The sequence below is a fragment of the Planomicrobium soli genome, assembly GCF_003014655.1.
In the GTDB taxonomy this organism is placed as follows: domain Bacteria; phylum Bacillota; class Bacilli; order Bacillales_A; family Planococcaceae; genus Planococcus; species Planococcus soli_B.
On sequence record NZ_PYAT01000009.1, the window covers coordinates 31,312 to 57,916 of the forward strand.

Consider the following 26,605-nt stretch of genomic DNA (forward strand, 5'->3'; position numbering starts at 1 on the left):
TTTATTGCCGCACTCTTATGCAACCATTTTTTCTTGAACCCATCGCTTCAAATTTTCCGTTTTCGCGTGAAAACGTCGCTCCTGCATTTTGCGAGCTAATACCGCAATCGTTTCTTGTTTCATAACCGATTTCCAAGCATCTTCTGCCTCGTCCATCAAATTCGTCAATAAGCAGCAGTTCTCATCTTTTTCAAGTTCCAGCATGTCGCCCAAAATTCCGCTCGAAGAATAAAGCGAATTTTGCCCTTCTATTGCAAGATAGACATCGTAAACACAAAGATCTTCCGGTCTCTTGGTTAATTTGAATCCGCCTTTTACCCCGGGGACTGATGTGATCAAATCAGCACTTACCAATTTTCTTAACAACTTCTGAAAATAGGTTGGAGATGCGCTTACTTGCTGGCTAATGGCTTCACCAGGCAAAACAGCTTTATCCGGCAGCATATTCAACAGCAATATGGCATAAACAGCTTGTTCAACTCCAGTTTTCATATGCATCATTTATTACCCCCGACAATTTCTAAAGCGGATAATAATTGTCCGCATTAGCAAATAATACGGCATGAATGCGAAAAAGTAAAAGAATTAAACTCAAGGGGCGAGTTAGAAATGAGAGAGAACATAGAGAAATAAATTTTATACAAATTTAAGTCAACTGTTTCTTAAACTTTAAATCTTTTAAGATAAAACTCCATAAAAAAACCATCCAAAAGTTTGGATGGTTTCATATAAAACTACTGATGGCCCCATAAGCGAGCGCTAGTCCAATGACAAACGCCGGATGAATTTTCCGTATTTCAAGCAGCCAGTAGCTCGCAACGATGAGCACAATTGTTTGAATACTGCCGGTTGATTCTTTTGAAGTCATGAAAAATTGCAAAGTCATCGCGCCAAGTAAAACTGCGATTACCGGCCGAATCAGTTTGGTGATATTTTTGACTTGCATGGAATCCTTATACTTCATAAGCGTCGCCATCAAAATGAGCATTAGAAATAGCGAGGGTGCAATAGAAGCGAATAAAGCCACAGCCGCACCGAGCACGCCGCCCTCCATATAGCCGATATAGCCAGCCATCTTTGTCGCAATCGGGCCCGGCAAAGCATTGCCAAGCGCTAACACTTCCCCGAATTCTTGCGTATTCATCCAACCATAGCGATCGACTACTTCTTTTTCGACAAGCGGGATTGAAGCTGGGCCTCCGCCATACCCTAAAATTCCAGGAATGAAAAACGCGAGAAAAATGGACCAGTAAATCACATAGTTCCCCCCCTTTTCTTAAAAGGCAGCAAAACGATAATCAAGATCCCCATAATTAGGATCGCTGGATGAATATGAAGCACTTCCAACAAGATAGCGAACACAATGGTCATTAGGACTGCCCGCATCCAGCCAAGCGATTCGCCGGATTTTTTTAGGAAATCCCATGTCATGACTGCAAGCATGACCCCTACGACAGGAACGACCGCAGCGGACATATTATTGACCCACGCCAAATCTTTGAATTGTTGCAACACGCCAAGCAATAAAATCATCAAAAAGACAGTTGGGACAACTGAAGCGAACAAAGCGACCAAGCTTCCGATTATCCCGTTAACCCGATAGCCGATATAACCGGCCATCTTTGTCGCAATCGGGCCTGGCATGGTATTTCCCAGCGCCAACGTATCACCAAACTCATCGTCCGTCATCCATTTGTATTTTGTTACGGCTTCGCGATGAAAAAGTGGGATAGCAGAAGGTCCTCCTCCAAACCCTAAAATACCGACACGGAAAAAGGCGGCAAAAATGTCGGCATTTTTTTTCAGGCCTGAAACTCCGCTCCCTTTTCCTCGCGTTTTGCCTTCAGTCACCAAACAGCCACGACTCCGTCCGTACGTGATTCAGTGCCGCCTGATAATACGCCCGTTTCGGGATTTCTCCAAATGATTTGCCCTCGGCCGAATGCTCCGCCATCGGTTTCTATTTGGATTTGATGCCCTTTTCGGACCAGTTCCTGCGCTAAATAATTCGGAAAGTGAGGCTCAACTAAGACGGTCTTCCCTTCAATCCATTGCCATCTCGGTGCATCAAGAGCAGCTTGCGGATTCAACAGGTAATCGATTGTATTAGTCACTACTTGGAAGTGGCCTTGCGGCTGCATATATCCGCCCATGACCCCGAATGGGCCGACGGCTTTTCCGTCTTTCGTTAGAAAACCTGGAATAATGGTGTGATAAGTGCGCTTGCCGCCTCTAAGGACGTTTGGATGTTCGGCCTCAAGCGAGAAGTCTGCGCCTCGATTTTGCAACCCGATTCCGGTTTCCGGAACAACAATTCCAGAACCGAAGCCCATGTAATTGCTTTGTATATAAGAAATCATATTGCCCTCTTCATCTGCTGCAGACAGATAAACTGTCCCGCCTTTTGGCAATTCGTAAGGTTCTGGAAGAGACGCCGTTTCTCCAACAGTTCCCGCGCGCTTTTGCGCATATTCATCCGAAAGCAAATGCTCAGTACTTACCGGCATTTCTGAGGGTTCTGTGATAAATTCCTTGCCGTCTGTAAAAGCAAGCTTCATCGCTTCGATTTGTTCATGATAGGTTTGAGCAGATTGCCATTTCGGTTCGCTCAAGTTTTTGAAAATGTTAAGTGCCATTAACGCTACTATACCTTGGCCATTTGGAGGAATTTCCCATACGTCATATCCGCGATAATTGGCTGAGACCGGCTCTACCCACTCCGGCTGATAAGCTGCAAGGTCCTCTTTCGACAAGAATCCATTATGCTTTTGGACGTAATTTGCAATTTTTTCAGCAAGAGGTCCTTCATAGAACGAACGTGCATCGGTTTCTCCAATTTCTCTCAAGGTGGAAGCATGCCCCGGAGATGACCATACCTCTCCGATTTCAGGCGCTCTGCCGTCTGGAGCAAAGGTATCGAACCATGCCTGATATTCCTCAGTAGTAAAAGACGTTTTGAACTTGTCATAGGCCAGTTTCCAGTACTTCCCGAGAATCGGCGTTAACGGATACCCTTCTTCCGCATACCGAATGGCCGGCTTTAATGCTTCTGCAAGCGGCAGCTTTCCGAATTTGCGTGATAGTTCCGCCCATGCAGCAGGAGCTCCAGGAACCGTAATCGGTACGACGCCATGTACCGGCATTTTTTCATGGCCCAACGCTTTTACTGCTTCAGGAGAAATGTTTTGAGGAGAAGGGCCGGAACTGTTCAGGCCATGCAACTTATCTTTCACCCAAACGAGAGCAAATGCGTCTCCGCCGATGCCATTAGAAGTCGGTTCAACTACTGTCAGCGCTGCTGCAGCGGCAATTGCTGCATCAATCGCATTGCCGCCGTTTTGCATCACTTCGATTCCCGCTTGAGCCGCTAATGGCTGTGATGTTGCCACCATACCTTTTTTTGAAAATACCGTGTGCCGTTTTGAATCAAAAGGATGTTGTAAATAGTCCATTAGAATTCCTCCAGTATCATAGTAAGAGCCAGCTGCAGGGAGATCCCCTGCACCCGGCTCATAGTTTAACGCCAGCAAAATGGCATGCCGCAAAATGTCCTTCTTCATGTTCGATGAATTCAGGTCTGTCGACTTTGCAAACTTCCTGTGCCATTGGGCAACGTGTATGGAACACGCAGCCACTCGGGGGATTTGAAGGGTTCGGCATGTCGCCGACCAAACGGATCCGTTCTCTTTTTGCGTTCATATTCGGTCTTGGAATAGCTGATAATAAGGCTCTGGTGTAGGGATGAAGCGGATTATTGAAAATTCTTGAGACATCGCTCATTTCAACCGTATGCCCTAAATACATCACCAGTACCCGATCACAAAAATAACGGATAACCCCTAAATCGTGGGAAATGAACAAATAGGACAAATTGTATTTTTTCTGCAAAGCTTTCAGCAATTTTAAAACTTGCGCTTGGACCGATACATCGAGTGCCGATACCGCTTCATCGCAAATGATAAATTGCGGATTTAAGGCAATTGCCCTTGCAATGCCGATCCGCTGCCGTTGCCCCCCGCTGAATTCATGTGGATAGCGGTCGTAATGTTCCGCCTTTAATCCTACTTCTTTCAGTAAATCCACAACTGCATTTTTCCGCTCTTGCGCCGATAAATTTGTATGCATTTTAAATACTTCATCCAGCGCATGGCCAACCCGCTGTCTAGGGTTAAGCGAGGCGTATGGATCTTGAAAAATCATTTGCATTTCTTTTACGAACTTCTTTTTCTCTTTGCGCTTGAGGTCTTGAATTTCTTCATTGTTGAACTTGATTTTCCCATCCGTCAATTCTTCAAGACCAAGGATGGTCCGTCCGAGAGTGGACTTTCCGCAGCCGGATTCACCGACAACCCCCAGGCTCTCGCCTTTATATAGCTTCAAGGACACCGATTCAACAGCTTTTACATTGCCTTGAACACGTTTTAAAATGCCGCCTTTGATCGGAAAATATTTTTTAACTCCATTTAATTCTAACAGAACTTCAGGCTTGGATGGCGACTTTACCGTTGTTTCCATTTTTCTTGGCCTCCTCTTCAGCAAGCCAGCAACTCGCGGAATGTCCTCTGGATACAGTAAACTGTGGCGGCTCTTGAATTTTGCATTTCTCCATTGCAAACTTGCATCGCGGATGAAAACGGCATCCTGGAATATGTTCATTCAATCCTGGCATATTTCCGGGAATCGGTTCAAGTTCAAAATCCGGATCGTCCACATTGGGCACGGAATTCAACAATCCAATTGTATAAGGATGCTGCGGATTATTAAAAATCTCTTCTACCGGTCCTTCTTCAATTTTCTTCCCGGCATACATCACCATAACCCGGTTAGCGACTTCCGCGACCACTCCCATATCATGGGTAATCATCAGAACGCCCATATTCAGCTTTTCCTTCAAATCATTGATCAGATCCAAAATTTGTGCTTGGATGGTTACATCCAGTGCGGTGGTCGGCTCATCTGCAATCAACAAGCTTGGGTGGCACGCCAAGGCCATGGCAATCATGACCCGCTGGCGCATCCCACCGCTCAATTCATGCGGGTATTGGTTCAATCGTTTTTCCGGATTCGGAATCCCGACTTGTCTAAGAAGTTCAATGCTTTGTTGTGACGCTTCGGTCTTTGAAACTTGGTGATGCAGAAGCAGCGGCTCTCTCAACTGATATCCAATTGTCAATACCGGATTCAATGCCGTCATCGGCTCCTGGAAAATCATCGACATTTTATTGCCGCGCAGCTTTCGCATTTGTTCGTTTGTAAGTTTTTGGAGAGGTTCGTTATTCAACAAGATCTCTCCACTTTCAATTACTCCATTGGATGCTAATAACCGCATGATGGACAAAGAAGTGATGCTTTTCCCGCAACCGGATTCCCCAACAATGCAAAGCGTTTCTCCTTTATCAACATGAAACGAGACATCTTTGACCGCTTGCAATGAACCCTCAGCTGTACGAAACGACGTCACTAAATTTTTCACTTCAAGTAATGCCTCTCCCATATTTTCTCCTACTCTCTTGTTACGTTGTAAAGGCTCCACTGGCCATTCGGGTCCATTTGCAAACCTTTGATCGATTTATTAGTGGCAGAAGTTACGACACCGTGGTACATAACAACTCCAACATCTTCGTTAAGCAATAATTCGTTCGCTTCGTTAAGGAATTTTTCACGTTCCTCCTGATCGACAGTAGTACGGGATTGTTCAACCAGTTTGTCGAATTCCGGATTGTTGTACTGAGACATGTTGGAAACCCCAACATTGTTTGAGTGGAAGTTCGGGTAAAGCATTTCAGAACCATCACCCGTTACGTTTGACCAGCTCAAGAAAGTAAGGTCGTAATCCCCAGCGCGTGCTGTATCCAAGAATGTAGCCCATTCCATTGTTTCGATTTGCACATCGAATCCAGCTTCTGTTAACTGGGACTGAACTATTTCAGCCATTTGAACGAAAGTTCCACGGTTAGCAGCCAGCAATTTGATCGGCTCATCTCCAAAACCGTTTTCTTCCACCAATTGTTTTGCCGCTTCAAGATCATATGCAGTTGCACCATTTGCAGCAGCTTCATTATAACCGAACACTTTTGGTCCAATAATGCTGTCGTTTCTTACACCTAAACCGTTCAATTGGTTAACGATGGCATCACGGTCTACAGCCGCAGCTACCGCTTTACGGAATTCAGGGTTTTGACCGCGCTCTGTTGCATGGTTAGGCGATAACCAGTAAACCGGTGTTCCTTCTTGTTTTGTTACTTCGACGTTTTCAATTGCTTCAATACGCGATAATTGATCTGCTGGAAGCATATCCAGGAAATTGACTTCACCTGTTTGCAGCATTGAGATAGCAGTTGAAGTTTCAGGAACTACTTTGAATGTCACTTTGCTTAAAGCAGGTGCACCGCCCCAATAATCTTCATTCTTTTCAAGAACGATTTGGTCACCTGTTGACCAGCTGACAAATTTGAAAGGTCCAGTTCCTACCGGTTCTTTCATCAGATCTTGTTTTTCATCAGCAGTTGGAGAAACGATAGATGCATTTGAATGTGACAAAGCGGCGATCATTGAACCGTAAGGATATTTCGTTTTGATTTCTACAGTTTGATCGTCAACAGCTGTAATTTCTTCCACCGGCTCTAATAATGAAGCACGTGGTGCCGCAGTTGCCGGGTCGCGCAATTTGTCGAATGTGTATTTTACGGCTTCTGCATTAAAAGGCGTGCCGTCCTGGAAAGTAATGTCCTCTTTTAATTTGATCGTCCAAGTCAATTCATCCGGGTTCTCGAAAGATTCCGCAAGTTTAGGTACAAGTTCCAAAGTTTTAGGATCACGCTCAAATAAGGTTTCATATACTTGGCCAATAACGCTTGAAGATACTGAGTCATTCGTTAAGATTGGCGAAAGGCCGACTGCATCTGTTGTCGATGCGTAGATAACTTCCTGTCCTTCTCCGCTTGGAGCTGAACCTGATGAACCGGAATCCGAAGTCTCCGCTCCCTCAGGGATTGTGCTTTGTGAACAAGCGCTTAAAAGAATGATGCCGATTACCGCTAAGAAAACCAACCAATATTTTTTCATTTATATTCCTCCATATGTTTTAGTCTTGTAAATCCATGTTTGGATCAAGTGCATCGCGCAAGCCGTCCCCCAGAACGTTGAAAGCGAATACCGTCAGCATGATGGCTATGCCCGGAACAATCGTCAAATGCGGCGACGACCACATGAACGCTTGCCCTTGAGAAATCATCGCGCCCCATTCAGGCGTCGGCGGCTGTGCTCCAAGGCCCAAGTAACTAAGTGAAGCAGTAGAAAGAATGGCAGTTGCCATCCGCATGGTTGCAAAAACAATTATGGGAGCGGAAGCATTCGGCAAGATATGCCGAACCATAATCCGAAGGTCCGAAGCGCCCATTGAGCGCATCGCCATGATATATTCCTTCTCTTTAATAGAAAGAACTGAACCGCGGACAATCCGCGCACATGTCGGGATTGACCAAATGCTGATGGCAATTGCAACGTTTACTAGGCTTGTGCCAAGAATTGCAATGATCAACATCGCAAGCAAGATTCCCGGAAAAGAAAAGAGCAAGTCAACGAAACGCATGATGATGGCATCGAGTTTCCGGTAGTACCCGGCCAGCATGCCGAGGATAACTCCTCCGATGAGTCCAAGTGCAACGGCAATGCTGCCGACCACTAGAGAAATGCGTGCTCCGTATACAATCCGGCTCCAAACATCCCGGCCGTAATTATCGGTGCCCAGCCAATGCCCCGGACTGAACATCGGCAGCTCACTATCGGCTAACGTTTGCTTGATGGGGTCATGCGTTGTAATCATCGGTGCAAAAACTGCCATTAGGATTTGCAGCAAGACAATCACCAGTCCGACAATGGCCAATTTATTTTTGAACAGGCGCCTCAATGTGGTGACAATGTATTTTTCCCTCTTTTTTTCTTTCAGTCCTACTGTCTCTACCGTTGTCATAGCATTCCCCCCCTTTTAGTCATATTTGATCCGAGGATCGATGTAGGTATATACAATATCAACGACCAAATTGACGAGAACGAACAACGAAGCGACAAGCAAGACGGATCCTTGGACCATTGGGAAGTCGCGTGCTGCAATTGCATCGATCATCAAACGGCCGACTCCATTAATAGCAAAAACCTTTTCTGTAATGATGGTGCCGCCAAGCAGGAATCCAAAGTTCAAACCGATAACCGTAATGATTGGAATCATGGCATTTTTCAATGTATGAATCCAAATAACGCTGCTTTCTTTAACCCCTTTAGCCCGCGCGGTCCGTACGTAATCAGCACGGATCACCTCAAGCATCGAACTTCTGGCCATGCGGGCAATCATCGCTGCAGATCCTGTTCCTAGCGTAATTGCTGGCAAAATCAATTCTTTAATGCCGGCAACCGTATAAAATGGATTTGACATTCCCCCGACCGGCAGCCATTGAAGGTTGACGGCAAAGACAAGGATAAGCAAAGCGCCCAGCCAAAAATTCGGTATAGAAATTCCTGCAAGCGCGAAAGTAGTAGCCGAAACGTCCAACCAGGAATTCTGCTTCAATGCCGAGACAAGCCCTGTCAGAATTCCAATAATCACCGCTACAATCATACTGGCGATTGCAAGCTTTAATGTATTCGGAAAACGGACGGTGATAGCATCGGCTACCGGTTGGGTCGTTTGGTAAGAATAGCCGAAGTCCCCTTGGATAGCGTTGCCGATATAGCGTGCATACTGTGCAAGAAATGGATCATCCAATCCCAAGTTCGCTCGAATAGCGGCAATGTCAGACTCTGTTGCCGTCGGTCCACCGATAATAGCCGCTGGATCGCCTGGAGCTATATACATGGAAGAAAACACTAAGAAAGAGATGCCTAGAAGCAAAAAAACTAGTTGCAACGCTCGGCGAATAATTAAAGAAACCAAATTTACACCTCCGTATCATTTGTTAACCAATTATTTAAATTCACTTAACAAAAGTAATTTGTTTGATAAATCTGATTATAGAGTAACGTTATATAAAAATCTATATGAATTTTCAAAAAAGTATCAAATTCCGTATTTTAATTTACAATTCGATAAGGAACTAATCCGATTTCTTACTTTTTGTCTAATTTAACTATTCTTATTTCATTTTTCGTCAATTTACACAGCAATCAGCCTTATAACATTCTGTAAAGAAACAAGAAGAGCCTGCAACATATGTAAATGCTGCAGGCTTTATCTTATTCTTTTCTTTTAGCTATTGTTTGCTTTCCTATTAAGTATATAAACACTGCCAAGGTTCACTAGGATAAAGCATTAGAACATATTACAAATAAAACGTCCTTAAGCGTTAGGCTGAACCAGAAGAAACGACTTTCAGCCAGCTGTTTATTCTAACCTATAGATACTTGTATTTCATATGAGCTCTACTTTTCTTAAAATAAAAAAGCTTGCAGCATAAATTTGCTGCAAGCTTTTAAAGTTTAAGGCCATTTCTGCTTTTAAATCGCCGAAGCAGAATATGACTTTCGACACGCGTGATTCCTTCTAGTGCATACAGTTCTTCGTTGATAAATTTCTCTAAATCAATAAAGTCATCCACTAGAACATGCATGTGCAAAGTAGATGGTCCCGTCATTTGATAACAGCTAGCCACGCTTGGATTATCAGCCAGTGCTTGTGCCACTTCTACAAGCGAAGAAGGCTCACAATCCACTTCAAAAAATCCAGAAACTTTCTTTCCAACTTTTTCACTGTTGATCACGACAGTAAACTTTTCAATAACTCCTTCTTCCGATAAGTTATGAACCCTTTCCCGAACAGCTACCCGAGACAGATTCAATTCTTTTCCAATATCTACATATGAGCAGCGTCCATTGACCGTTAATAGTTCGAGAATTTTTTTATCAATATCATCTAGTTTCATAAAAGCACCTCTAAACCATAGTCTTGTATCGATTATATGACTTCTTCTTCCGTTTTGAAAGAAAAATATTATATTTTTTTCCGTTTCGGAAATTCCAGTAGAATTTTTAGAACTTTTTAATTATTCAATAGAAGTTCTGTACACCAAATTCCAGGTGCAACTTCAAAATCTTTATGCTCATTAAAACCTAAAGAAATGTAAAGTTTTTTTGCAGGAATATTGGCTTTACCAGTATTTACGATAAATTTATGATTAGGAAATTCTGATATTAGAAAAGCGATCAGTTGGGTAGCAATCCCTTGGCGAAAAGACTGAGGATTTATGACAAGCCGATGAATATCAACAAGCTCCCCCTCTTTTTTGTACGAAATAAATCCTTTCAGTTCCTCATCAAAAAAACCAATAAACGTTTCATCGCTATTTTGGATATCTTCAACTGTTTCCTTCAATGGCGGAATCTCTTTAAAATCAATCAGCTCAGCCTCTATTTTGTAAGCAGGAATTTGAATGGCCCACATAGCTTGTGCTGTTTGTTCTTGTCTATTGTTGAGTTGCTGAATCACTGGACTTCCTCCTACTTCTTTTATCTTGGTGCTTCTTTCACCCTCCAATTTCCAAAGTATTACATTTTAAATTAAAAGTCAAAATTTTTCGCCATTCTATTGTGGTCTATAGTTCTAAATGATATAGTAATCATAAAACAGTACTATTCATTAAATACTAGCTAAGAAAGGAGATTGGATTTGTTATGAATATTCAATTCAAAAAAGGCGTTCTTAATTTATGCGTCCTCGTTTTATTGGAAAAAAAGGACCGCTATGGTTATGAATTAGTCCAAAAAATTTCTGATCAGATTGCCATATCAGAAGGATCGGTATATCCATTATTGCGCCGATTGACGAAAGAAGGGTATTTTACAACATATTTGCAAGAATCAACCGAAGGACCGCCGCGCAAGTACTATAAATTAACAGAAGCTGGCCGAACTTATCTCCGTGAACAACTGGCCGAGTGGAAAAGCTTTACTACAGGAGTCAATCAACTAATTGAAGAGGGTGTGCAAAATGACTAAAAACCATTTTTTGAATGAACTTGAACAAGCTTTGGCGAGACTTCCAGAAGAAGAACGCAACGACATCCTTCAAGATATTAGTGAATATTTTATTAATGGTCTGCAGGACGAGAAATCGGAAATGGATATCGCCTCAGAACTCGGTTCTCCCCAAACCATTGCCGATGAATTGATGGAATCGTACGATTTTTCCCAACCTGAAAATTCTTCAAAAGCGGTGAATCTATCAAAAAGCAACTTTGATCAAGTGGATGCGGAAATCGATTCGGGTTCTCTCGTTATCCTGCCATCCGCTGACAACGAAATACATGTGGATGTGGAAGATAAACATTACAAGCAAAAATTATCTGTTGATATTTTAGACCGCACCCTTGTCGTAGCCTTAAAAAACGAAAAAAAATGGGGTTTCTTCAATTTTAATGCCAATATGAAATCACCGGTTGTCACTATCCAGTTGCCCTCCAAAACTTATGAGCAAATTAAGCTTTACACAGATAATGGGCGCATTGTGGGACGCGAACTCCAAAGCACAGAAGTTAAGGCCAAATCTGAAAATGGCGATATTCAGTTTAGCCGGATTACAGCAAATCGATTGATTGCCGAATCTGATAACGGCGCGTTGGAACTTCGAACTGTGCAAGCAGATGTGATTGCCGCGAAATCGGATAACGGAAAAATTGACTTGCAAGATATTCAAACAAAAGACGTAGAACTTGAAACCGATAATGGAAGTATTACGATGACTAATGTTACCGGAAATATTCAAGCTGAGACCGATAACGGACGCATTACTTTACTATCAATCGATATTGAACGCAATATTGATCTAAAAACTGACAACGGCAGTATTGTTGTCGAAACAATGAGTGATCCTGCCAATGTCACTATTGAAGCAGACCGTGATCACGGCAAAGCCAATATCTTCAACGAAAAAGGTAAACGCTTCATTTTTGGTGATGGACGCAACAACGTTCGACTGAGAACCGACAATGGGAGTTTGACTGTGAAACGTGTATAAACAGCTAAAAACCGCTATTCAGCGGTTTTTTGTTCTTTTTAATTAACCTTTTCGCTTTCTTCAATGCTGCTTCAGCGTCATGATCGCCTTGATTGTGTGAATTGATCAATTGGACCGAGTCGCGTTCAAAAAAGCTGGCAGAAAATCGCCAGCTTTTATCATCCTACTTTCTCAATCAACTCCGGACCGTTGTTTTTCGGTGAATTGACTGCTGGCGACACTTCGTACGCTTCCATTTCCTTTGCATCAAAGGGTTTTAATAGTTCGCCGAGAACTTCTGGATCCTCGACGCGTGGGTCCAACCAAACTTTTTCCGCCTCTTTTGACAGCACTACCGGCATCCGGTCATGAATCGTTGCCATTAAATCGTTGGGAATTGTGGTTAAAATAGAACAGGTATTGATGGTTTTTCCTTCCGGTGATTTCCATGACTCCCATAGCCCGGCAAAAGCGAAAGGTTCCCCCGACTTCATCTTAATGCGCATAGGGGTTTTCTGGTCATCCGTGCGCCGCCATTCATAGAAAGAGTCCGCTACAATCAAGCAGCGCTTTTTCTTGAATGCATTTCGAAAACTCGGTTTTTCCGCTGCTGTTTCAGCACGTGCATTGATCATTTTATAACCGATTTTCGAGTCTTTCGTCCAAGGCGGGATAAGCCCCCACCTTAAAAGCCCCAACCTGTTTTTTGTGCCATCATTCACCACGGCCACTACTTGTTGTGACGGAGCAATGTTATAACTTGGAGAATAATCACTTTCATCTATACTGATTTCTTCAATGCCAAAGCGTTCCAAGATGGCCGAATAGTCCGCAAATAAAGAATATCTTCCACACATACTGTCCACCCCTCCGATTGTTTTTTCTTTAATATACCCGAATTCCCTTACTTTTCTTCCAACGCAATTTCAACAGCTGCTTTTGCGTGGATCTCTGCCGTATCAAAAATAGGAACTGGCGAATCTTCCGGTTTGATCAACAATCCTATTTCTGTACAGCCCAAAATTATTCCTTCGGCACCGTCTTCGACCAGTTTGTTGATGACCGCTTGATAATATTCTTTTGAAGGCTGACGGATTCTTCCTAAACACAGCTCCTCAAAAATAATTTGATTGATCTGGTTCCTGTCCGCCTCCTCAGGTATTAAAACAGCTAACCCATTCTTTATTAGGCGTGATTTGTAAAATTCCATCTCCATCGTATATTTAGTTCCCAATAAGCCTACTGTGGCTAAATTTTCACTCTGAACCTTTTGCGCTGTTGCGTTCGCAATATGAATGACAGGAACGGTAACGCCCTTCTCAAGTTCCTCAATTACCTTATGCATCGTGTTAGTGCACAAGACAATCAGTTCTGCACCCGCTTTTTCAAGTGCTCTGCCTGCTTCAGCCAGCAGATGTCCGGCTTCTGTCCATTTATCTTGCCGCTGCAAATATTCAATTTCTTCAAAATCCACGCTAAAAAGAACACACTTTGCAGAATGCAGCCCACCTAATTTCTGACGGACTTCTTCGTTTACAACCCGGTAATACTCAGCTGAAGACTCCCAGCTCATTCCGCCCAATAGGCCAATTGTTTTCATATTGTGGAGCACCGCCTTTCTTTTTTCTGCTCTTAATAGTAGTTCTCCCTTCCCCTCTTCTCTCCTGCCTATCTATTCGATCAAACTGCTCGATTTCAGGAGGTACCTTTATCAGCCCTTTAACTGCAAAAGAGTGGTATAATAGAGATATAACGATTTCTATTAGGAGGAATGACATGGCTACTGCACGAGAAATGAGTCTGGTAAATAAGGATTTTCTGGTAGAAGAACTTGGGCTGAAACAACAAGGAAACTCGACCGTCTTTACGAATGAAGATTGTTTTGTGTTATCCCCTTCGGTTCAGCAGTATGAAAAAGGCTTTGATATCAGCGAATTTAATTTGGCTAAATTTGATTCTGAACGCCAGCAAGGATTCTTGATCGTACGGTATATGGATACCTTTTTAATGGCAAAACTGGAAAGTTTCAAAGAAAAAATGATGCCTCCGGAGCTCTTGATTACAAAGAAAAACATAAAGCCGCACTGGAAGTTCACGGTTGCTGAAAATCCGGCATATCATATCGTCAATACGCAAAACAAAGAACTTCGCTATCGTTTGCAAGAACCGACAAAAAAACAAATCATTTCTTTTTTCAAGAAAAATGTAACGGACTGAAGAAAAAGGAAGCTATTTGCAGCTAAGCAAATGGCTTTTTATTTTTATCTGCACAAAAAAGACAGCCTAAAGTAAACTTTAGGCTGTCTTTATCTTTTGGTCTAAGAAATAAAAACACCATATCCAAAATACACCGTGAACAAGGACAGTACGGCAAATACAGCATATTCTGCCGATCCCCCAGTTGTAGCTGTAATTGGAAAACGTACGGTAACTTTAATTGGAAACAGCAATTTGATGCCATTTTTCGTTGCCATATCCAATAGTAAATGGCTGGCCATCCCTACTAATATGCCTGCTGTAAATGCTTCATTCTGTACAAAGTTATTCATCAAAATAGCCATAAGCACCAAAAACAGCAGACTGTGCGTGAATGTGCGGTGTCCAAAAAGAGTATTGATCACTTTCGAGAGCATGGGCAGTGTACGGCCTATTTTACTGCCGCCGTGGCAAATATCAGGCAAAATGGCCCCAATAACGCCTGCCCCTACTAAAATGAATGGATCGTAATTTGTAATTTGTGCGAAGGCCAAGCTTGCTGTAATACCGCCTACAATATGTGTTTTTCCTGTCATGCTTTTCTCCTTCTGCTTTCTTGTAAAGGCGTGAGGCGCCTTCACTTTTCTTTCAAGTCTCTATTTAATTATACTAATTTCGGGTATGGTGAAGATAGAGATATTTAGTAAAAGGAGTCGTTTTCATGGGAATTCATACATTTTTTACATCGTTGAACGATTTGGAGCGGATTATCCGCGCCCCCGGAAGATTTAAGTTTGAAGAACATAATGTCGCAGCGCATTCTTGGAAAGTGAGCCAGTACGCGATGTTGTTTGCGACAATTGAGGAACGCGCAGGACAAACGATCAATTGGAAATCGCTTTATGAAAAAACCATCAATCACGATTTTGCTGAAGTTTTTATCGGCGATATTAAAACACCAGTCAAACATTCTTCTCCTGAATTGAAGGAAATGATTGCAAAAGTGGAAGAAGGAATGATGGAAAAGTTCATTTTGACAGAAATCCCTGAGGAGTTCCAAGAAGTTTTCTTTGACCGCATGAAAGAAGGAAAAGACGATACGGTTGAAGGACGGCTTTTGGAGCTGGCTGACAAGCTTGACCAGTTTTACGAGTCGTTCGCTGAGTTGAAACGCGGAAATTCCGATCCGGAATTCGCCAAAATGTACCGCATCGCCTTGACGAAATTGCTTAATATTCCACTGAAAGCAAGTGTTGACTACTTCAAAAATGTGATGTTACATGATGTGATGAGTGAAGAAACTGCAATCGATGTACAGGAAATCACACGTCAAGTATTAGGGGACAAATAAAGCCATCTCTTTCACCACAGACTGCTTTCCTGAAATTTCGGTTAGGTAACCAGCATATATAGGTTGGCTTCTGCTGACACCAGTTTCACTTTGTCCCGCTTCAACGCCCAGTATGGCTCCCGCTTTCGCCGGGAGGCCACTGGCCCTAAAAGCCCGATTGGTTCAACTAGCTGCCAGCGGGTTAAGACATTCCCGCTGACCGCAGTTTCACTTTACCTTAAAATTATGGTAATCTTAGTGTTATAAAATTTCTCGGAGGTGAATCCCTTATTTAAGGGAATTTATTGGACCCCATACTTTTAGTGAATTTAGCTTTACTCGTTTTATTGATCGCGTTAACTGCGTTTTTCGTCGGCGCCGAATTTGCCGTCGTCAAAGTCCGTATATCGCGCATCGAGCAACTGATTGAAGAAGGCAACAAAAAAGCTGTACTGGTAAAAAAAGTCGTCAGTGACTTGGATTATTACTTGTCTGCTTGTCAGCTCGGCATTACCGTCACCGCCCTCGGGCTCGGGTGGCTTGGAGAACCGACTGTTGAACGGTTGCTGCATCCGTTGTTTCATGCAATCGGAGTTCCCGATTCTATTTCAATTATCGTCTCGTTCATTTTCGCCTTTTCTCTTGTGACTTTCTTGCACGTAGTCCTTGGCGAACTTGCGCCAAAATCACTGGCTCTTCAGTTTGCCGAACGTATGACTTTGTTCTTGTCGCCGCCCCTTTATTGGTTCGGCAAGATAATGTCTCCGTTCATCTTCCTGTTGAACGGATCTGCCCGTGTTTTCTTGCGCCTGTTCGGTGTACAGAATACACAAGAAGAACAGGCCCATTCCGAAGACGAATTGAAAATCATCATGGCGCAAAGTTTCCAAAGCGGTGAAATCAATCAAACCGAATTGTCTTATATGCAAAACATTTTCGCTTTCGATGAGCGGAGCGCAAAAGACGTTATGGTTCCCCGTACTCAGATGATAGCAATTGCGGACGGTTTAAATACTGAAGAATTGCTTGCTGAAATTCGCGAACATCAGTTTACGCGCTATCCGATTGCCAAAGAAGGCAATAAGGACGATTTGATTGGATTTATCAACGCAAAAGAGATTTTGACGCATTATGCGTTGACTGGACAAATCAATTTGTCCGAGTTCATTCACGATCTGCCGTATTTTCACGAAACAACGCCACTTCAAACGGCACTTGTGAAAATGCAAAAAGACCGTACGCACATTGCTTTGGTCATCGATGAATATGGCGGGACATCGGGCATTATCACCATGGAAGACATTTTGGAAGAAATCGTCGGTGAAATCCGTGATGAATTTGACGAAGAAGAAGAAGCTGAAATTATAAAAGAAAGTGATACTCGTTATCTCTTAAACGGTCGTGTCCTCTTGAAAGATTTAGAAGAACGGTTTAACATCGAGTTCGAAGACAGCGATGATATCGACACGATTGCCGGTTGGATTCAGCATCAGCTCATTGAAGCTGAGTTTGGCAGTACGTTTGAAAAAGGAAAATACCGATGGTCCATTATTGAAATGGAAAACCATCACATTCTGAAAGTTGCTATGGAAGTCTTGCCAGAAGCGCTTGAACAATAAAAGAAGGGGCCAAAAACTTGGGCCCTTCTTTTTTTTGTTGACCCATTCTCTTTCCTTCTTTAGAATAAGAACAAGTGTTCTTATTCTTGAAAGGGAGGTGCGCCTAATGAAGAGAAACAAGCACATGATTGTAAAAGGCCAAATCAAAGACCGAGGCCAAATCAAATGGACCGCAATGATGCTCACCGAGCACGTCCAATTGTTAAGAGAACTAAAAAAAGAGGACCGCTATAACGATAAGCCAATTTTAGACGATTTCGATTTAGAAACTATTCATGAAGAAATCCATTTGGCTTATATGCGGCAATGTGAAATCGAACTTTGCCTCTGGCAAAATGAAAACCGCAAGATGACTGGACGGATTAGCGCCATCAATCCAAACAAAAAAACACTTTGCTTATTACAAGCGGACCAGGGAAAAATCATTCCTTTCGCCGACATTATCGGCGCAAAAACATTGGAATAAGGACCAGCAAAAGCCAGCATGAAATAGACTTCATGCTGGCTTTTGCGTTTTAAGGATTAATTTCCCTTCCATTTGGGCATATATAGAATAACTATACGAAACATTGGAGGTTACAATATGGCAAAACAACAATCTATGACGAAAGACCTTATGGCCGAAATCAAAAACGATCACGCCACAACGCTTGCTGCAGCACAGGCCTATTATTATTTATTAGCTATCGTGCCTTTATTGATCTTGTTGCTTTCCATTCTGCCTTACTTGCAAATCGATCCACAGCGGGCAGTTGATTTCATCGGCACAATCCTTCCCGGGGAAATGGCCACCACTTTCCAGGACACCATTGTCAGTGTGGTGACGACACCACGTGGCGGTTTGTTGACTTTTGGTATTCTCGGTACACTCTGGTCAGCTTCAAATGCCATGACTGCATTTATTGAAGCTATCAACCAGGCATATGATGTAGAAGAAACACGCTCGTTCATCAAATTGAAGCTTGTAGCGATTGTCTTGACTCTTTTTATGTTAGTCGCGGTTATCGTAGCACTTATCTTGCCAATTTTTGGTGGAGCAATCATCGATATGGTCACTCAATTTTTAAGATTGCCGCCATCAACAGAAATTCTATTCCAAGTGCTTCGCTGGGTGATTTCCATTGCAGTAATGAGTGTTGTGCTTGCTTTCTTGTACAAATTTGCCCCAAACAAGCAATTTCCATTTAAAGAAGTTATCATCGGTGCCGTTATTGCCACTGTTTTATGGCAAGTCGTTTCGCTTGGTTTTTCATTCTATGTATCAAACTTCAGCAGCTACTCCAACACGTATGGCAGTCTTGGAGGACTCATCGTATTGATGCTTTGGTTCTTCCTTACTGGGCTGATTCTCGTTATCGGCGGTGAAATAAACGCCTTGCGTCACAGACGGAAAAACGTTAAAAACTCTCCTGCAAAAGTTCAATAATAAATAGCAGAGCCCCTTCAACGAGTCTTGCTCGCAGAAGGGGCTCTTTTTATGCATCTTCTTTTGTACACATAACCATCCATTCATCAATAACGAAACTTTGAACGCTATGCCCTTCAACGTTCAATGAAAAATAGTTTGCTGTTTCCTGGTCAGCTGCCAGTAAATGCTCGGTCACTTGTTCAATCTGCTCTTCGCTTTCGGTAGTGCGGGCAACCCAGACAGGATATTGGAATGTTTTCTTCCGGTCTAGCACTTGGGTTTCCACCAGGCCATATTGGCGAAAAAGGCTGCTCCATTCCAGTTTGCTCAGACAGCGGACATGGCTGTTATCACGCAATTTTTCTGTTTTGTTCATGAATTCGGCAAGTTTGGGATCTTCCGGCGCAACATTGTCGATTAGGATGAATTTGCCGCCGGGTTTTAACACTCTTGCCGCCTCTTGAACGAATTTCTCGGGGTTTGGAAAATGATGCGGAGCTATTCGGCAAATAACTGCGTCAAATCGATTTTTTAAAAAAGGCAAAGCTTCGGCATCGGCAATTACGTATGATATATTCTCGAACAGCGTATCCAAGAAGTTCGCTGTGTTTTCCAGCATTTTCTCTGTCAAATCCGTTGAAAAGACGCTTTTCACATGAGGAGCAAGCGCTTTTGACACATGCCCGCCGCCTGTTGCAATGTCCAATACGGTCCATGTGTTTTGGGGCTCCAGCCATTCCGCGAGCAAAGGAAGATCATCCCCCTTTGCATGAAGATCGCTTGTTATGTATTTATCGGCGTTTTTACCGAAAACCTCTTTTACTTTTTCCTTTATTGACTCTTCCATCAATCTATCCGCTCCCATCCTTTTTGATTATTTGGCAACCACGATGCCCGGTCGGTGTTCTAAAAAGTTACGGTAAGCAAAGCCTTCTACTTCCGTTTCTGTATAATGCTTTTGCAATTCAGTGATTAAATTTTGGAATTTTGAGGCGTTTTCCAGCTCCTTGATATGAGCGGAGATGCCGTCAAAGTCCGATCCGATGCCGATATGCTTAACTCCCCCAAGCGAGCAAATATGGTCGACGTGTTTGACCAAATCCGGTATCGTCACGTTTGATGTGTCTTTTTTGATAAAATCCAAACAAAAGACCACATCAATCAAGCCGTTTTTCGCAATCATCGCCTCGATCTGCCCATCATATAGATTACGGGGATGGTCGCACAATGCCCGTGCATTGGAATGGCTGGCAATCGGGTAATCGGCAAGCTCCATCACATCCCAGAAACCCTTTTCGGACAAATGGGAAACGTCAGTGAAGATCCGGTGTTCGTTATTCAAACCGACCACTTCTTTGCCTAGCAGCGTCAAGCCGCCCCCACGCGGTTCCCCCGCCCCATCAGCGCATAAATTAGCGTTATTCCAGGTCAATCCGATTGATAGAACCCCCATGCGGTACAGATGTCGAAGCTTTGCCAAATCATTGCCGAAAGCATCCGCTCCCTCAAGCGTCAGAACGGCTCCAATTTCCTCTTCTTTCAAGGCGTCGATATCTTCCCATTTCCGGATATGTTTCATGACAGGGTTTTTGCCGATCACTTGTGTATAGAACAAATCGACCTGCTCAAGCGCATGCTGCCACTTTTCATCAGCCGGTATATCCGGATAAACAAAAATGGCGAAAAACTGTACTTTCACCTTGCCTTGTTGCAGACGTTGAAAGTTGGCATCAAGTTTGTCAGAATCTATGTATTTTAATGGGCTTTCCTGAAACATGAACTTTCTATTTGTGAGCTGCAGTTTCAGCAGTGCATCGCAATGCGTGTCAATGATTTTCAATAGACCCCTCCTCTTTCAGAATCCTGTGATAGCGCCTTTAAGATTTTACAAAGGTCGAATATATTAAACATACAGAATTTACCGACTAATTACCAGAGCCATTTTATCCCTTTAAATATCACACTATAAAAAATACCGGATGCACTCCGCATCCGGCATTCTCCTTCTATTACATTTCCCATTGCAGATCAGTCGAATAAGCCAGCCGTTCACCGATGAAAACACGGCAATCTGTTTTCAGCAAATTGCAACCGATTGACACTTTGATGTCTTCATCTTCGCCTTCATCATTTTTCACTTTTCCAAACATCCGGGAACTAAGATGAATCCCCACTAACTCGTCTTGCAGCACACCATCCACATAGAGCCGGCTGCCCGTTAAACGATTCTCAATCTGTATACTATGCGACCCATACTTCAACTTCCAAACGTCCTTCATATTGTCGCCTCCCGCACTGTTCTTTACTGACAGTATAGCAGAACCGACTTAATATACCGGCACGATTTAGCTGCTTTCTAATGCCTCCTGCAAAAAAAGCACTGTGTTTTCCACAGTGCTTCGCGTTTTCTACTTATTGTTTCACCAGTTCCAATTCTACTGGAATTGATGTTTCCACTTTTTCACCTTTAAGAGCTTTGACAGCTGTTTCAAGCGAAGTTTCACCGATCATTGCCGGTTTTTGAGCAACTGTCCCTGCTAAACGACCAGCTTCTACCGCTTTTACCGCATCATCAGTCGCATCAAATCCAACAACTATGATGTCTTTTCCAGAAGCTTCAATTGCTTCAAGAGCGCCCAATGCCATTTCGTCATTATGGGCAAATACACCTTTGATGTCCGGGTTTGCTTGCAAGATGTTTTCCATAACCGATAAGCCTTCTGAACGGTTAAAGTTAGCTGTTTGTTTTGCAGCCACTTCTACTTTTCCTTCTGCGACATTGTTGAATCCTTCACCGCGTTCGCGTGCTGCCGAAGACCCTGGCACCCCTTCTAACTCCGCTACTAGAGCCCCTTCGCCAACCAACGATACTAAATGTTCACCAGCCATTTCACCGCCGGCTACGTTATCTGAAGCAATGTGAGAAACAACCTCGCCGCCTGCAGAACTGCGGTCAACTGTGATTACAGGAATATTTGCCGAATTTGCTGATTCGACTGCTGCTGCAACCGCCTCAGAATCAACTGGGTTGATCATGATCAAATCAACGCCTTGCTGGATCAAATCTTCTACGTCACTTGCTTGTTTTGAAGCGTTGTCCTGTGCATCTACTACTGAAAGTGTAGCACCTAGTTCTTCCGCCTTCGCTTCTGCTCCTTCATTTAAAGTAACGAAGAAGGGATTATTCAATGTTGAAATTGAAAAACCAATTGTGTAATCCTCAGATCCTTCCCCGCCGCTTCCACTTTTCTCTTCGGAACTTGAGCCAGGAGCTTCCATAGAGCAAGCTGCCAACGTCATCATTGCCATTAACATTGATACTAATTTCATTTTCTTCATTTTACTACACCCCTTATGCTGTTTTTTTTCGGTCTAAAAGAACTGCTAACAATATGACTGCACCCTTCACCACTTGCTGGAAGAAGGAAGAAACCCCAATTAAATTCAATCCATTATTTAATACGCCAATGATCAATGCACCGATTAATGTTCCGACAATCCATCCGCGTCCGCCGGTTAAGCTTGTACCACCTAAGACAACAGCTGCAATAGCATCAAGCTCGAACATTTGACCAGCAGTAGGTTGTGCAGAGTTCAAACGTGAAGTTAAAATAATCGCAGCCAACGCCGATAATAATCCTACAAGTGAATAAACGTAAATTTTAATCCGGGTTGTGTTGATGCCTGAAAGAATAGATGCTTCTTCATTTCCGCCTACTGCATAGACTCTACGGCCAAATGTAGTTTTCTTTAAAATGAAATACAAAATGCCGAAACTGATCAGCATTGTTACAACTGGCACTGGAATTCCAAACAAATAACCTTTTCCAAGCATTTGGAATGGCACGCTATCGCCTAACCCAGAAACCGGGCGGCCTTCCGTGTACACCAACGTCAAGCCCCGATAAATTGTCATAGTTGCAAGGGTCGCGATAAATGGCGCCACTTTCCCTTTGGCAATGATGATCCCGTTGATAGCGCCGAGAACCGCACCGAGCAATAATCCGACAAGCATCGCTAAAATAGGATCAACACCGCTCGCCATCATGCCGGCTGTCAATGCCCCTGTCAGCGCAAGGATAGAACCTACCGATAAATCAATGCCCCCTGTTAAAATAACGAAGGTCATACCGAATGCGATCAATGCATTGATTGACACTTGGCGCAAAACGTTCATCAAGTTGCTTATTGCTAAAAACCCTGGATTCAAAATGGTAATGATCGCGATAATAACAATCAAGCCAATAAATGGTGCGATTTTTTGGAACACCGATTGATTACTTTTCTTTAACTGCAATATTTCCGCCTCCTGTGGCAAAATGCATAATACGTTCTTGTGTCATTTCGTTTTTTGGTAAATCAGCTGTCACTTTCCCCTCGTGCATAACCAATACACGGTCCGCCATGCCAATCACTTCAGGCAATTCAGACGAAATCATCAATATCGCCACGCCACGTTCTGCCAATTCATTGATAATCGAATAAATCTCTTTTTTCGCCCCGACGTCAACCCCACGTGTCGGCTCATCTAGAATCAACAATTCGGGTTCAATGCCAAGCCATTTCGCAATAACCACTTTTTGCTGGTTTCCTCCACTTAATGATTTGGCGCTTTGCTCGGGTCCAGAAGTCCGAATACCAAGCCGCTTAACCATATCATCGTAGAGAGTGCGTTCTTTCTTTTTAGAAATCAGGCCATTTTTGGAAATGGCGGAAAAATTGGTCATACTGACATTTTCTTCGACTGTAAAATCGACAATTAACCCTTCGGATTTCCGATCTTCAGTCACGTAGCCGATGCCAATTTCTTTCGCTTTTTTAGGACTATCAATTTTAATCGGAAGGCCATCGAATTCGATGGTTCCCCCATCCAATTTTTTATAGCCAAACAACGATTGAACAACTTCCGTACGCCCAGCGCCCATCAAGCCTGCGATAGACAAAATTTCTCCCTTGCGAAGCTCAAACGATACATTTTCAAAGCAATCTTTCCGGCTAAGGCCTTTTACTGCCAGCTTTACTTCTCCAATAGCAGACTTACGTTCAGGGAAGCGCTCGCCTAATTCCCGGCCAACCATCATCTGTACAATTTCCTCAAAAGATGTTTCACTGATTTTTCGTTCGCCAACATATTCGCCATCTCTTAAAATTGTAATACGATCGCATAACGAAAAAATTTCTTCCATACGATGAGAGATGTATATAAATGATACGCCCTGTTTTTGCAATTGCCGAATTGTCGCAAACAAAGTATCAATTTCGCGATCCGTTAATGCTGCGGTCGGTTCGTCCATGATAATTACTTCAGCATCTACTGATAGCGCTTTCGCAATTTCTACAATTTGCTGCTTGCCAACTGAAAGAGTGCTCGCAGGAGATGCCGGATCGATATCCAATCCAAGATCCGCTAATATCTTTTGTGTTTTCTTTTCCATCTCTTTTGTTTTTAATATTCCAGTCCGACCAAACGTTTCCTCTCTTCCCAGAAACAAGTTTTCCGCAATAGAGAGGTAAGGCAGGATATTCAGCTCTTGGTGGATAACTGAAATACCCGCTTCCTCTGCTTGTTTCGGAGAAGTAAATTCCACCGGTTCTCCCTTTACTTCAACTGTCCCGGAATCACGGGAGTAAATACCGGCCATTATTTTCATTAAAGTCGATTTGCCAGCGCCATTTTCACCCATTAATGCATGAATCTCACCTTTTCCCAGTGAAAACTGAACGTTTTTCAATACCTGATTGCTGCTGAATGATTTAGATATGCCGGTCATTTTGATCACTTCGATTCACCTGCCTATTAAAAAATTACGCCAGACTGAAGGACAATGTTCGCATAGGGGGTCGCTTCTCCTGTACGTATAATCAACTTCGCTTTTTTGCTAAGTTCTTTTAGTTCATTATGTGATATGTAATCAGTGTTAGTAAGAGTCAGAACATCAGCTTCGATTTCGGGATTCTGTGTTTTTATCTCTGAAGCAATGAAAGCCTTTTCTGCTTGAAAGTCATCCAGCACTGCTCTTAATATGGTTAAAAATGCCGGTTCTCCCAGTTGATAAGATAAATCAATGCATGGCACATTTGAAGGAATTGGCAAACCGCAGTCTGCAATGACCAGCAAATCCGTATGGCCAAAAGAAGCGAGGGAAGCTGCAATATCGCGATTGATCATGCCATGCTTTTTCATTGAAGTTCACCTTCCATCCTGTTCATTACTGCTTCTCGGGTTGGCATTCCACCTTGTGCCCCAAACTTTTCTACCGATAAAGAAGCTGCTGCATTCGCAAAACGCACCGCTTCTGCAAATGGCATTTTTTCAGATAACGCAACTCCGAGCGCTCCATTGAAAGTATCTCCTGCACCAGTCGTGTCTACAGCTTTTGTCGGAAAGCCCTTCACGGTGACTAGTTTTTCACCGTCGTAAAATTGAGCTCCTTTTCCACCTAAAGTCACGACCAACCGGTTTGGATATTGTTCGAGCGCCTGCAGCCAATCTTCTCCGAAAATTTCTTCTGCTTCTGTTTCATTAGGTGTTAGATATGTGCAATATTTTAAAAGTTCTCTATTGAAACCGCTTGCAGGAGCGGGATTTAAAATGGTCGGAACTCCGTTCTCATGGCAAAGCTCTAATGTTCTTTGGATGACTGGAATCGGCATTTCCAGCTGCATGATGACGATAGAGCTAGTGGATAATTGATCTTTAGAAGCATCTATTTCTTCCGGCATTACTTTATGGTTGGCCCCCGGTACAACTATAATCCGGTTATCGCCTTCCGATAGTAAAATATTTGCGATCCCGCTTGCACCCTCTTTGCGTTTGACAGCATCCAACTGAATATTTTCAGCTTTCAATCCAGCCAACAGCTCTTCTCCAAATGCATCAAGGCCTACAGCTCCGACCATTTGCACTTCACCGCCCAGTCTTGCAGCAGCAACTGCTTGGTTAGCACCCTTTCCACCCGGCACTGTTGTATATAAATTTCCCAAAACTGTTTCTCCTTGTTTTGGGAAGATATCCGTACTTACAACCAGATCCATATTTATGCTTCCTACCACTGTAATCATTCTATCCCGCTCCTTGTAGTTCCACGTAAAACGAGCTTTACTGGAACTTCATAAAATTGATGATCAATTTCCTGATTTTCTATTCTTTTGATTAAGACGCGCGTTGCAATTGCGCCCATCTTATAAACATCTTGTGCAACAGTGGTCAAACCAGGTGTCAACATCTCACCTAGAGCCACTCCATCAAATCCTACAATCTGAAGCTTCTCGGGTACTGCTATTCCTAATAAGGCGGCAGCTTTTAACGCTCCGGCTGCTGAAACGTCGCTGCTTGCAAATATTCCATCAATTTCTGGATGGTCTCTCAGCATTTGTTCAACGATTTTCTGAGAGTCTGCGAAATGGAAAGGACAAGAAACAACATGATAGTTGGCGTCGACTTGCTGAATGGTCTCCATAAACCCTTCATAACGGTCATTTGCCGGATTCAAATCTTCCGGCCCGCGCAGGAACAGAATATTTTTGCAGCCTCGGTCCAGTAACGCTTTTGTCCCTAAGCTGGCACCTTCCTTATTATTGGAGGATATAGTCGGTATTTTTTCGTTGATTATGCGATCTAGTGCCACAATTGGCAAGTTTGCATTAGCGTAATGTGGAGCGTCCGATTGATTGGACGTTACAATAAAACCTGCAATATATTTTTTCTTCAAGGTTTCAATATAATTCTTTTCTTTCTCCGGCTTTTCGTCCGAATTGCATAAAATTACCGTGTAGCCATAAGTTAAGGCTATATCTTCTACCGCTCTGGCTAGTTCCGGAAAAAAGGGATTGGTTATGTCGGGCAATATAAGACCAATCAGATTGGATTTTTTTGTATTTAGAGAGCGGGCCACTGGGTTCAATTCGTACTTTAATTCTGCTACTGCAGCTGAAACTGCTTCAGCTGCTTCTTGGCTTACATAACCAGTAGAATTTAAAAATCGCGAAACTGTGGCAACTGATACTCCTGCTTTTTTTGCTACATCTCTAATTGTAGTCATATCAAGTGCTCCGATCTTCTAGTATGT

General features: G+C 43.1%; 30 protein-coding genes. 7 read left to right on the forward strand and 23 right to left on the reverse strand.

What is annotated here, in order from left to right; all coding sequences use genetic code 11:
* Nucleotides 1-15 precede the first annotated feature (15 nt).
* The 11 genes from B0H99_RS12175 to B0H99_RS12225 form a co-directional block, all read right to left on the reverse strand.
* Entirely contained in the window at nt 16-498 is a 483-nt protein-coding gene (locus B0H99_RS12175) for an RrF2 family transcriptional regulator (protein WP_106534072.1), read from the reverse strand.
* Nucleotides 499-724: 226 nt separating this feature from the next.
* Nucleotides 725-1,258, reverse strand: coding sequence for a chromate transporter (locus B0H99_RS12180; protein WP_106533956.1), 534 nt, complete (start codon nt 1,256-1,258; stop codon nt 725-727).
* Nucleotides 1,255-1,851: a chromate transporter gene (locus B0H99_RS12185; protein ID WP_245894524.1), complete on the reverse strand. Its 597-nt coding sequence runs from the start codon at nt 1,849-1,851 to the stop codon at nt 1,255-1,257. Before B0H99_RS12185 ends, B0H99_RS12180 begins: the two co-directional genes overlap by 4 nt.
* Nucleotides 1,848-3,452: a gamma-glutamyltransferase family protein gene (locus B0H99_RS12190; protein ID WP_106534074.1), complete on the reverse strand. Its 1,605-nt coding sequence runs from the start codon at nt 3,450-3,452 to the stop codon at nt 1,848-1,850. The genes B0H99_RS12185 and B0H99_RS12190 overlap by 4 nt, the downstream gene beginning before the upstream one ends.
* A 58-nt stretch (nt 3,453-3,510) precedes the next feature.
* Nucleotides 3,511-4,515 carry an ABC transporter ATP-binding protein gene (locus B0H99_RS12195; RefSeq protein ID WP_106533957.1) on the reverse strand — a complete coding sequence of 335 codons (1,005 nt, stop codon included), beginning with the start codon at nt 4,513-4,515 and terminating at the stop codon, nt 3,511-3,513.
* On the reverse strand, nt 4,481-5,494 hold the full coding sequence (locus tag B0H99_RS12200) for an ABC transporter ATP-binding protein (protein ID WP_106533958.1): 1,014 nt from the start codon (nt 5,492-5,494) through the stop codon (nt 4,481-4,483). Before B0H99_RS12200 ends, B0H99_RS12195 begins: the two co-directional genes overlap by 35 nt.
* Nucleotides 5,495-5,502: 8 nt before the next feature.
* Nucleotides 5,503-7,065: an ABC transporter substrate-binding protein gene (locus B0H99_RS12205; RefSeq protein ID WP_106533959.1), complete on the reverse strand. Its 1,563-nt coding sequence runs from the start codon at nt 7,063-7,065 to the stop codon at nt 5,503-5,505.
* 19 nt (nt 7,066-7,084) lie between these two features.
* A complete protein-coding gene (locus B0H99_RS12210; protein ID WP_106533960.1) occupies nt 7,085-7,972 on the reverse strand; it encodes an ABC transporter permease in 888 nt (295 codons plus the stop codon).
* Nucleotides 7,973-7,987: 15 nt separating this feature from the next.
* Nucleotides 7,988-8,929 carry a nickel ABC transporter permease gene (gene nikB, locus B0H99_RS12215; protein ID WP_106533961.1) on the reverse strand — a complete coding sequence of 314 codons (942 nt, stop codon included), beginning with the start codon at nt 8,927-8,929 and terminating at the stop codon, nt 7,988-7,990.
* 535 nt (nt 8,930-9,464) lie between these two features.
* Nucleotides 9,465-9,914, reverse strand: a complete 450-nt coding sequence (locus tag B0H99_RS12220; protein ID WP_106533962.1) for an Lrp/AsnC family transcriptional regulator — start codon at nt 9,912-9,914, stop codon at nt 9,465-9,467.
* A 116-nt stretch (nt 9,915-10,030) separates the two neighbouring features.
* The gene (locus B0H99_RS12225; protein ID WP_106533963.1) at nt 10,031-10,477 is read right to left on the reverse strand and encodes a GNAT family N-acetyltransferase; all 447 of its coding nucleotides are present in this window, start codon (nt 10,475-10,477) and stop codon (nt 10,031-10,033) included.
* Between the two features lie 185 nt (nt 10,478-10,662).
* Between B0H99_RS12225 and B0H99_RS12230 the strand changes: the two genes are divergently transcribed.
* Both B0H99_RS12230 and B0H99_RS12235 read left to right on the forward strand, forming a co-directional pair.
* Nucleotides 10,663-10,986: a PadR family transcriptional regulator gene (locus B0H99_RS12230; protein ID WP_106533964.1), complete on the forward strand. Its 324-nt coding sequence runs from the start codon at nt 10,663-10,665 to the stop codon at nt 10,984-10,986.
* Nucleotides 10,979-12,004 carry a DUF4097 family beta strand repeat-containing protein gene (locus tag B0H99_RS12235; RefSeq protein WP_106533965.1) on the forward strand — a complete coding sequence of 342 codons (1,026 nt, stop codon included), beginning with the start codon at nt 10,979-10,981 and terminating at the stop codon, nt 12,002-12,004. The genes B0H99_RS12230 and B0H99_RS12235 overlap by 8 nt, the downstream gene beginning before the upstream one ends.
* A gap of 158 nt (nt 12,005-12,162) precedes the next feature.
* Here the strand turns inward: B0H99_RS12235 and B0H99_RS12240 are convergent, their stop codons facing one another.
* Both B0H99_RS12240 and B0H99_RS12245 read right to left on the reverse strand, forming a co-directional pair.
* A complete protein-coding gene (locus tag B0H99_RS12240; RefSeq protein ID WP_106533966.1) occupies nt 12,163-12,840 on the reverse strand; it encodes an SOS response-associated peptidase in 678 nt (225 codons plus the stop codon).
* A 47-nt stretch (nt 12,841-12,887) separates the two neighbouring features.
* The gene (locus tag B0H99_RS12245) at nt 12,888-13,583 is read right to left on the reverse strand and encodes an aspartate/glutamate racemase family protein (RefSeq protein WP_106533967.1); all 696 of its coding nucleotides are present in this window, start codon (nt 13,581-13,583) and stop codon (nt 12,888-12,890) included.
* Nucleotides 13,584-13,759: 176 nt separating this feature from the next.
* Here B0H99_RS12245 and B0H99_RS12250 point away from each other — a divergent pair, with 176 nt between their 5' ends.
* Complete coding sequence (locus B0H99_RS12250; protein ID WP_106533968.1) at nt 13,760-14,200, forward strand: hypothetical protein; 441 nt, start codon at nt 13,760-13,762, stop codon at nt 14,198-14,200.
* Between the two features lie 101 nt (nt 14,201-14,301).
* Here B0H99_RS12250 and B0H99_RS12255 read toward each other — a convergent pair whose 3' ends face one another.
* Complete coding sequence (locus tag B0H99_RS12255) at nt 14,302-14,775, reverse strand: metal-dependent hydrolase (protein ID WP_106533969.1); 474 nt, start codon at nt 14,773-14,775, stop codon at nt 14,302-14,304.
* 125 nt (nt 14,776-14,900) lie between these two features.
* Between B0H99_RS12255 and B0H99_RS12260 the strand changes: the two genes are divergently transcribed.
* The 4 genes from B0H99_RS12260 to B0H99_RS12275 all read left to right on the forward strand — a co-directional run bounded on the left by B0H99_RS12260 (nt 14,901) and on the right by B0H99_RS12275 (nt 18,554).
* The gene (locus B0H99_RS12260; protein WP_106533970.1) at nt 14,901-15,530 is read left to right on the forward strand and encodes an HD domain-containing protein; all 630 of its coding nucleotides are present in this window, start codon (nt 14,901-14,903) and stop codon (nt 15,528-15,530) included.
* A 284-nt stretch (nt 15,531-15,814) separates the two neighbouring features.
* Nucleotides 15,815-17,128, forward strand: a complete 1,314-nt coding sequence (locus B0H99_RS12265) for a hemolysin family protein (protein WP_245894526.1) — start codon at nt 15,815-15,817, stop codon at nt 17,126-17,128.
* A 106-nt stretch (nt 17,129-17,234) separates the two neighbouring features.
* Nucleotides 17,235-17,594 (forward strand): YolD-like family protein, encoded by a 360-nt coding sequence (locus tag B0H99_RS12270; protein WP_106533972.1) that lies wholly within the window; start codon nt 17,235-17,237, stop codon nt 17,592-17,594.
* A gap of 117 nt (nt 17,595-17,711) precedes the next feature.
* Nucleotides 17,712-18,554 carry a YihY/virulence factor BrkB family protein gene (locus tag B0H99_RS12275; protein ID WP_106533973.1) on the forward strand — a complete coding sequence of 281 codons (843 nt, stop codon included), beginning with the start codon at nt 17,712-17,714 and terminating at the stop codon, nt 18,552-18,554.
* 49 nt (nt 18,555-18,603) lie between these two features.
* Here B0H99_RS12275 and B0H99_RS12280 read toward each other — a convergent pair whose 3' ends face one another.
* The 9 genes from B0H99_RS12280 to B0H99_RS12320 all read right to left on the reverse strand — a co-directional run bounded on the left by B0H99_RS12280 (nt 18,604) and on the right by B0H99_RS12320 (nt 26,578).
* Nucleotides 18,604-19,383, reverse strand: a complete 780-nt coding sequence (locus B0H99_RS12280) for a class I SAM-dependent methyltransferase (protein WP_181313662.1) — start codon at nt 19,381-19,383, stop codon at nt 18,604-18,606.
* Between the two features lie 27 nt (nt 19,384-19,410).
* On the reverse strand, nt 19,411-20,376 hold the full coding sequence (locus B0H99_RS12285; RefSeq protein WP_106533975.1) for a dipeptidase: 966 nt from the start codon (nt 20,374-20,376) through the stop codon (nt 19,411-19,413).
* A gap of 169 nt (nt 20,377-20,545) precedes the next feature.
* Nucleotides 20,546-20,815 carry a hypothetical protein gene (locus B0H99_RS12290; RefSeq protein ID WP_106533976.1) on the reverse strand — a complete coding sequence of 90 codons (270 nt, stop codon included), beginning with the start codon at nt 20,813-20,815 and terminating at the stop codon, nt 20,546-20,548.
* Between the two features lie 133 nt (nt 20,816-20,948).
* Nucleotides 20,949-21,875 (reverse strand): ribose ABC transporter substrate-binding protein RbsB, encoded by a 927-nt coding sequence (rbsB, locus tag B0H99_RS12295; RefSeq protein ID WP_106533977.1) that lies wholly within the window; start codon nt 21,873-21,875, stop codon nt 20,949-20,951.
* 13 nt (nt 21,876-21,888) lie between these two features.
* Complete coding sequence (locus tag B0H99_RS12300) at nt 21,889-22,833, reverse strand: ABC transporter permease subunit (protein WP_106533978.1); 945 nt, start codon at nt 22,831-22,833, stop codon at nt 21,889-21,891.
* Nucleotides 22,814-24,316, reverse strand: a complete 1,503-nt coding sequence (locus B0H99_RS12305; protein ID WP_106533979.1) for a sugar ABC transporter ATP-binding protein — start codon at nt 24,314-24,316, stop codon at nt 22,814-22,816. The genes B0H99_RS12300 and B0H99_RS12305 overlap by 20 nt, the downstream gene beginning before the upstream one ends.
* A gap of 17 nt (nt 24,317-24,333) precedes the next feature.
* The gene (gene rbsD / locus B0H99_RS12310; protein ID WP_106533980.1) at nt 24,334-24,720 is read right to left on the reverse strand and encodes a D-ribose pyranase; all 387 of its coding nucleotides are present in this window, start codon (nt 24,718-24,720) and stop codon (nt 24,334-24,336) included.
* A complete protein-coding gene (gene rbsK / locus B0H99_RS12315; protein WP_106533981.1) occupies nt 24,717-25,598 on the reverse strand; it encodes a ribokinase in 882 nt (293 codons plus the stop codon). Before rbsK ends, rbsD begins: the two co-directional genes overlap by 4 nt.
* On the reverse strand, nt 25,595-26,578 hold the full coding sequence (locus tag B0H99_RS12320; RefSeq protein WP_106533982.1) for a LacI family DNA-binding transcriptional regulator: 984 nt from the start codon (nt 26,576-26,578) through the stop codon (nt 25,595-25,597). The genes rbsK and B0H99_RS12320 overlap by 4 nt, the downstream gene beginning before the upstream one ends.
* Nucleotides 26,579-26,605 lie beyond the last annotated feature (27 nt).

Bases quoted from the DNA above. Each gene is read 5' to 3' on its own strand.
- B0H99_RS12280 (WP_181313662.1), bottom strand. From the start codon at position 19,383: ATGGAAGAGTCAATAAAGGAAAAAGTAAAAGAGGTTTTCGGTAAAAAC.
- rbsD (WP_106533980.1), bottom strand. From the start codon at position 24,720: ATGAAAAAGCATGGCATGATCAATCGCGATATTGCAGCTTCCCTCGCT.
- B0H99_RS12230 (WP_106533964.1), top strand. From the start codon at position 10,663: ATGAATATTCAATTCAAAAAAGGCGTTCTTAATTTATGCGTCCTCGTT.
- B0H99_RS12275 (WP_106533973.1), top strand. From the start codon at position 17,712: ATGGCAAAACAACAATCTATGACGAAAGACCTTATGGCCGAAATCAAA.
- B0H99_RS12205 (WP_106533959.1), bottom strand. From the start codon at position 7,065: ATGAAAAAATATTGGTTGGTTTTCTTAGCGGTAATCGGCATCATTCTT.
- B0H99_RS12175 (WP_106534072.1), bottom strand. From the start codon at position 498: ATGCATATGAAAACTGGAGTTGAACAAGCTGTTTATGCCATATTGCTG.
- B0H99_RS12270 (WP_106533972.1), top strand. From the start codon at position 17,235: ATGAAGAGAAACAAGCACATGATTGTAAAAGGCCAAATCAAAGACCGA.
- B0H99_RS12290 (WP_106533976.1), bottom strand. From the start codon at position 20,815: ATGAAGGACGTTTGGAAGTTGAAGTATGGGTCGCATAGTATACAGATT.
- B0H99_RS12210 (WP_106533960.1), bottom strand. From the start codon at position 7,972: ATGACAACGGTAGAGACAGTAGGACTGAAAGAAAAAAAGAGGGAAAAA.
- B0H99_RS12245 (WP_106533967.1), bottom strand. From the start codon at position 13,583: ATGAAAACAATTGGCCTATTGGGCGGAATGAGCTGGGAGTCTTCAGCT.
- B0H99_RS12260 (WP_106533970.1), top strand. From the start codon at position 14,901: ATGGGAATTCATACATTTTTTACATCGTTGAACGATTTGGAGCGGATT.
- B0H99_RS12250 (WP_106533968.1), top strand. From the start codon at position 13,760: ATGGCTACTGCACGAGAAATGAGTCTGGTAAATAAGGATTTTCTGGTA.
- B0H99_RS12320 (WP_106533982.1), bottom strand. From the start codon at position 26,578: ATGACTACAATTAGAGATGTAGCAAAAAAAGCAGGAGTATCAGTTGCC.
- B0H99_RS12220 (WP_106533962.1), bottom strand. From the start codon at position 9,914: ATGAAACTAGATGATATTGATAAAAAAATTCTCGAACTATTAACGGTC.
- B0H99_RS12190 (WP_106534074.1), bottom strand. From the start codon at position 3,452: ATGGACTATTTACAACATCCTTTTGATTCAAAACGGCACACGGTATTT.
- rbsK (WP_106533981.1), bottom strand. From the start codon at position 25,598: ATGATTACAGTGGTAGGAAGCATAAATATGGATCTGGTTGTAAGTACG.
- B0H99_RS12235 (WP_106533965.1), top strand. From the start codon at position 10,979: ATGACTAAAAACCATTTTTTGAATGAACTTGAACAAGCTTTGGCGAGA.
- B0H99_RS12240 (WP_106533966.1), bottom strand. From the start codon at position 12,840: ATGTGTGGAAGATATTCTTTATTTGCGGACTATTCGGCCATCTTGGAA.
- B0H99_RS12195 (WP_106533957.1), bottom strand. From the start codon at position 4,515: ATGGAAACAACGGTAAAGTCGCCATCCAAGCCTGAAGTTCTGTTAGAA.
- rbsB (WP_106533977.1), bottom strand. From the start codon at position 21,875: ATGAAGAAAATGAAATTAGTATCAATGTTAATGGCAATGATGACGTTG.
- B0H99_RS12200 (WP_106533958.1), bottom strand. From the start codon at position 5,494: ATGGGAGAGGCATTACTTGAAGTGAAAAATTTAGTGACGTCGTTTCGT.
- B0H99_RS12255 (WP_106533969.1), bottom strand. From the start codon at position 14,775: ATGACAGGAAAAACACATATTGTAGGCGGTATTACAGCAAGCTTGGCC.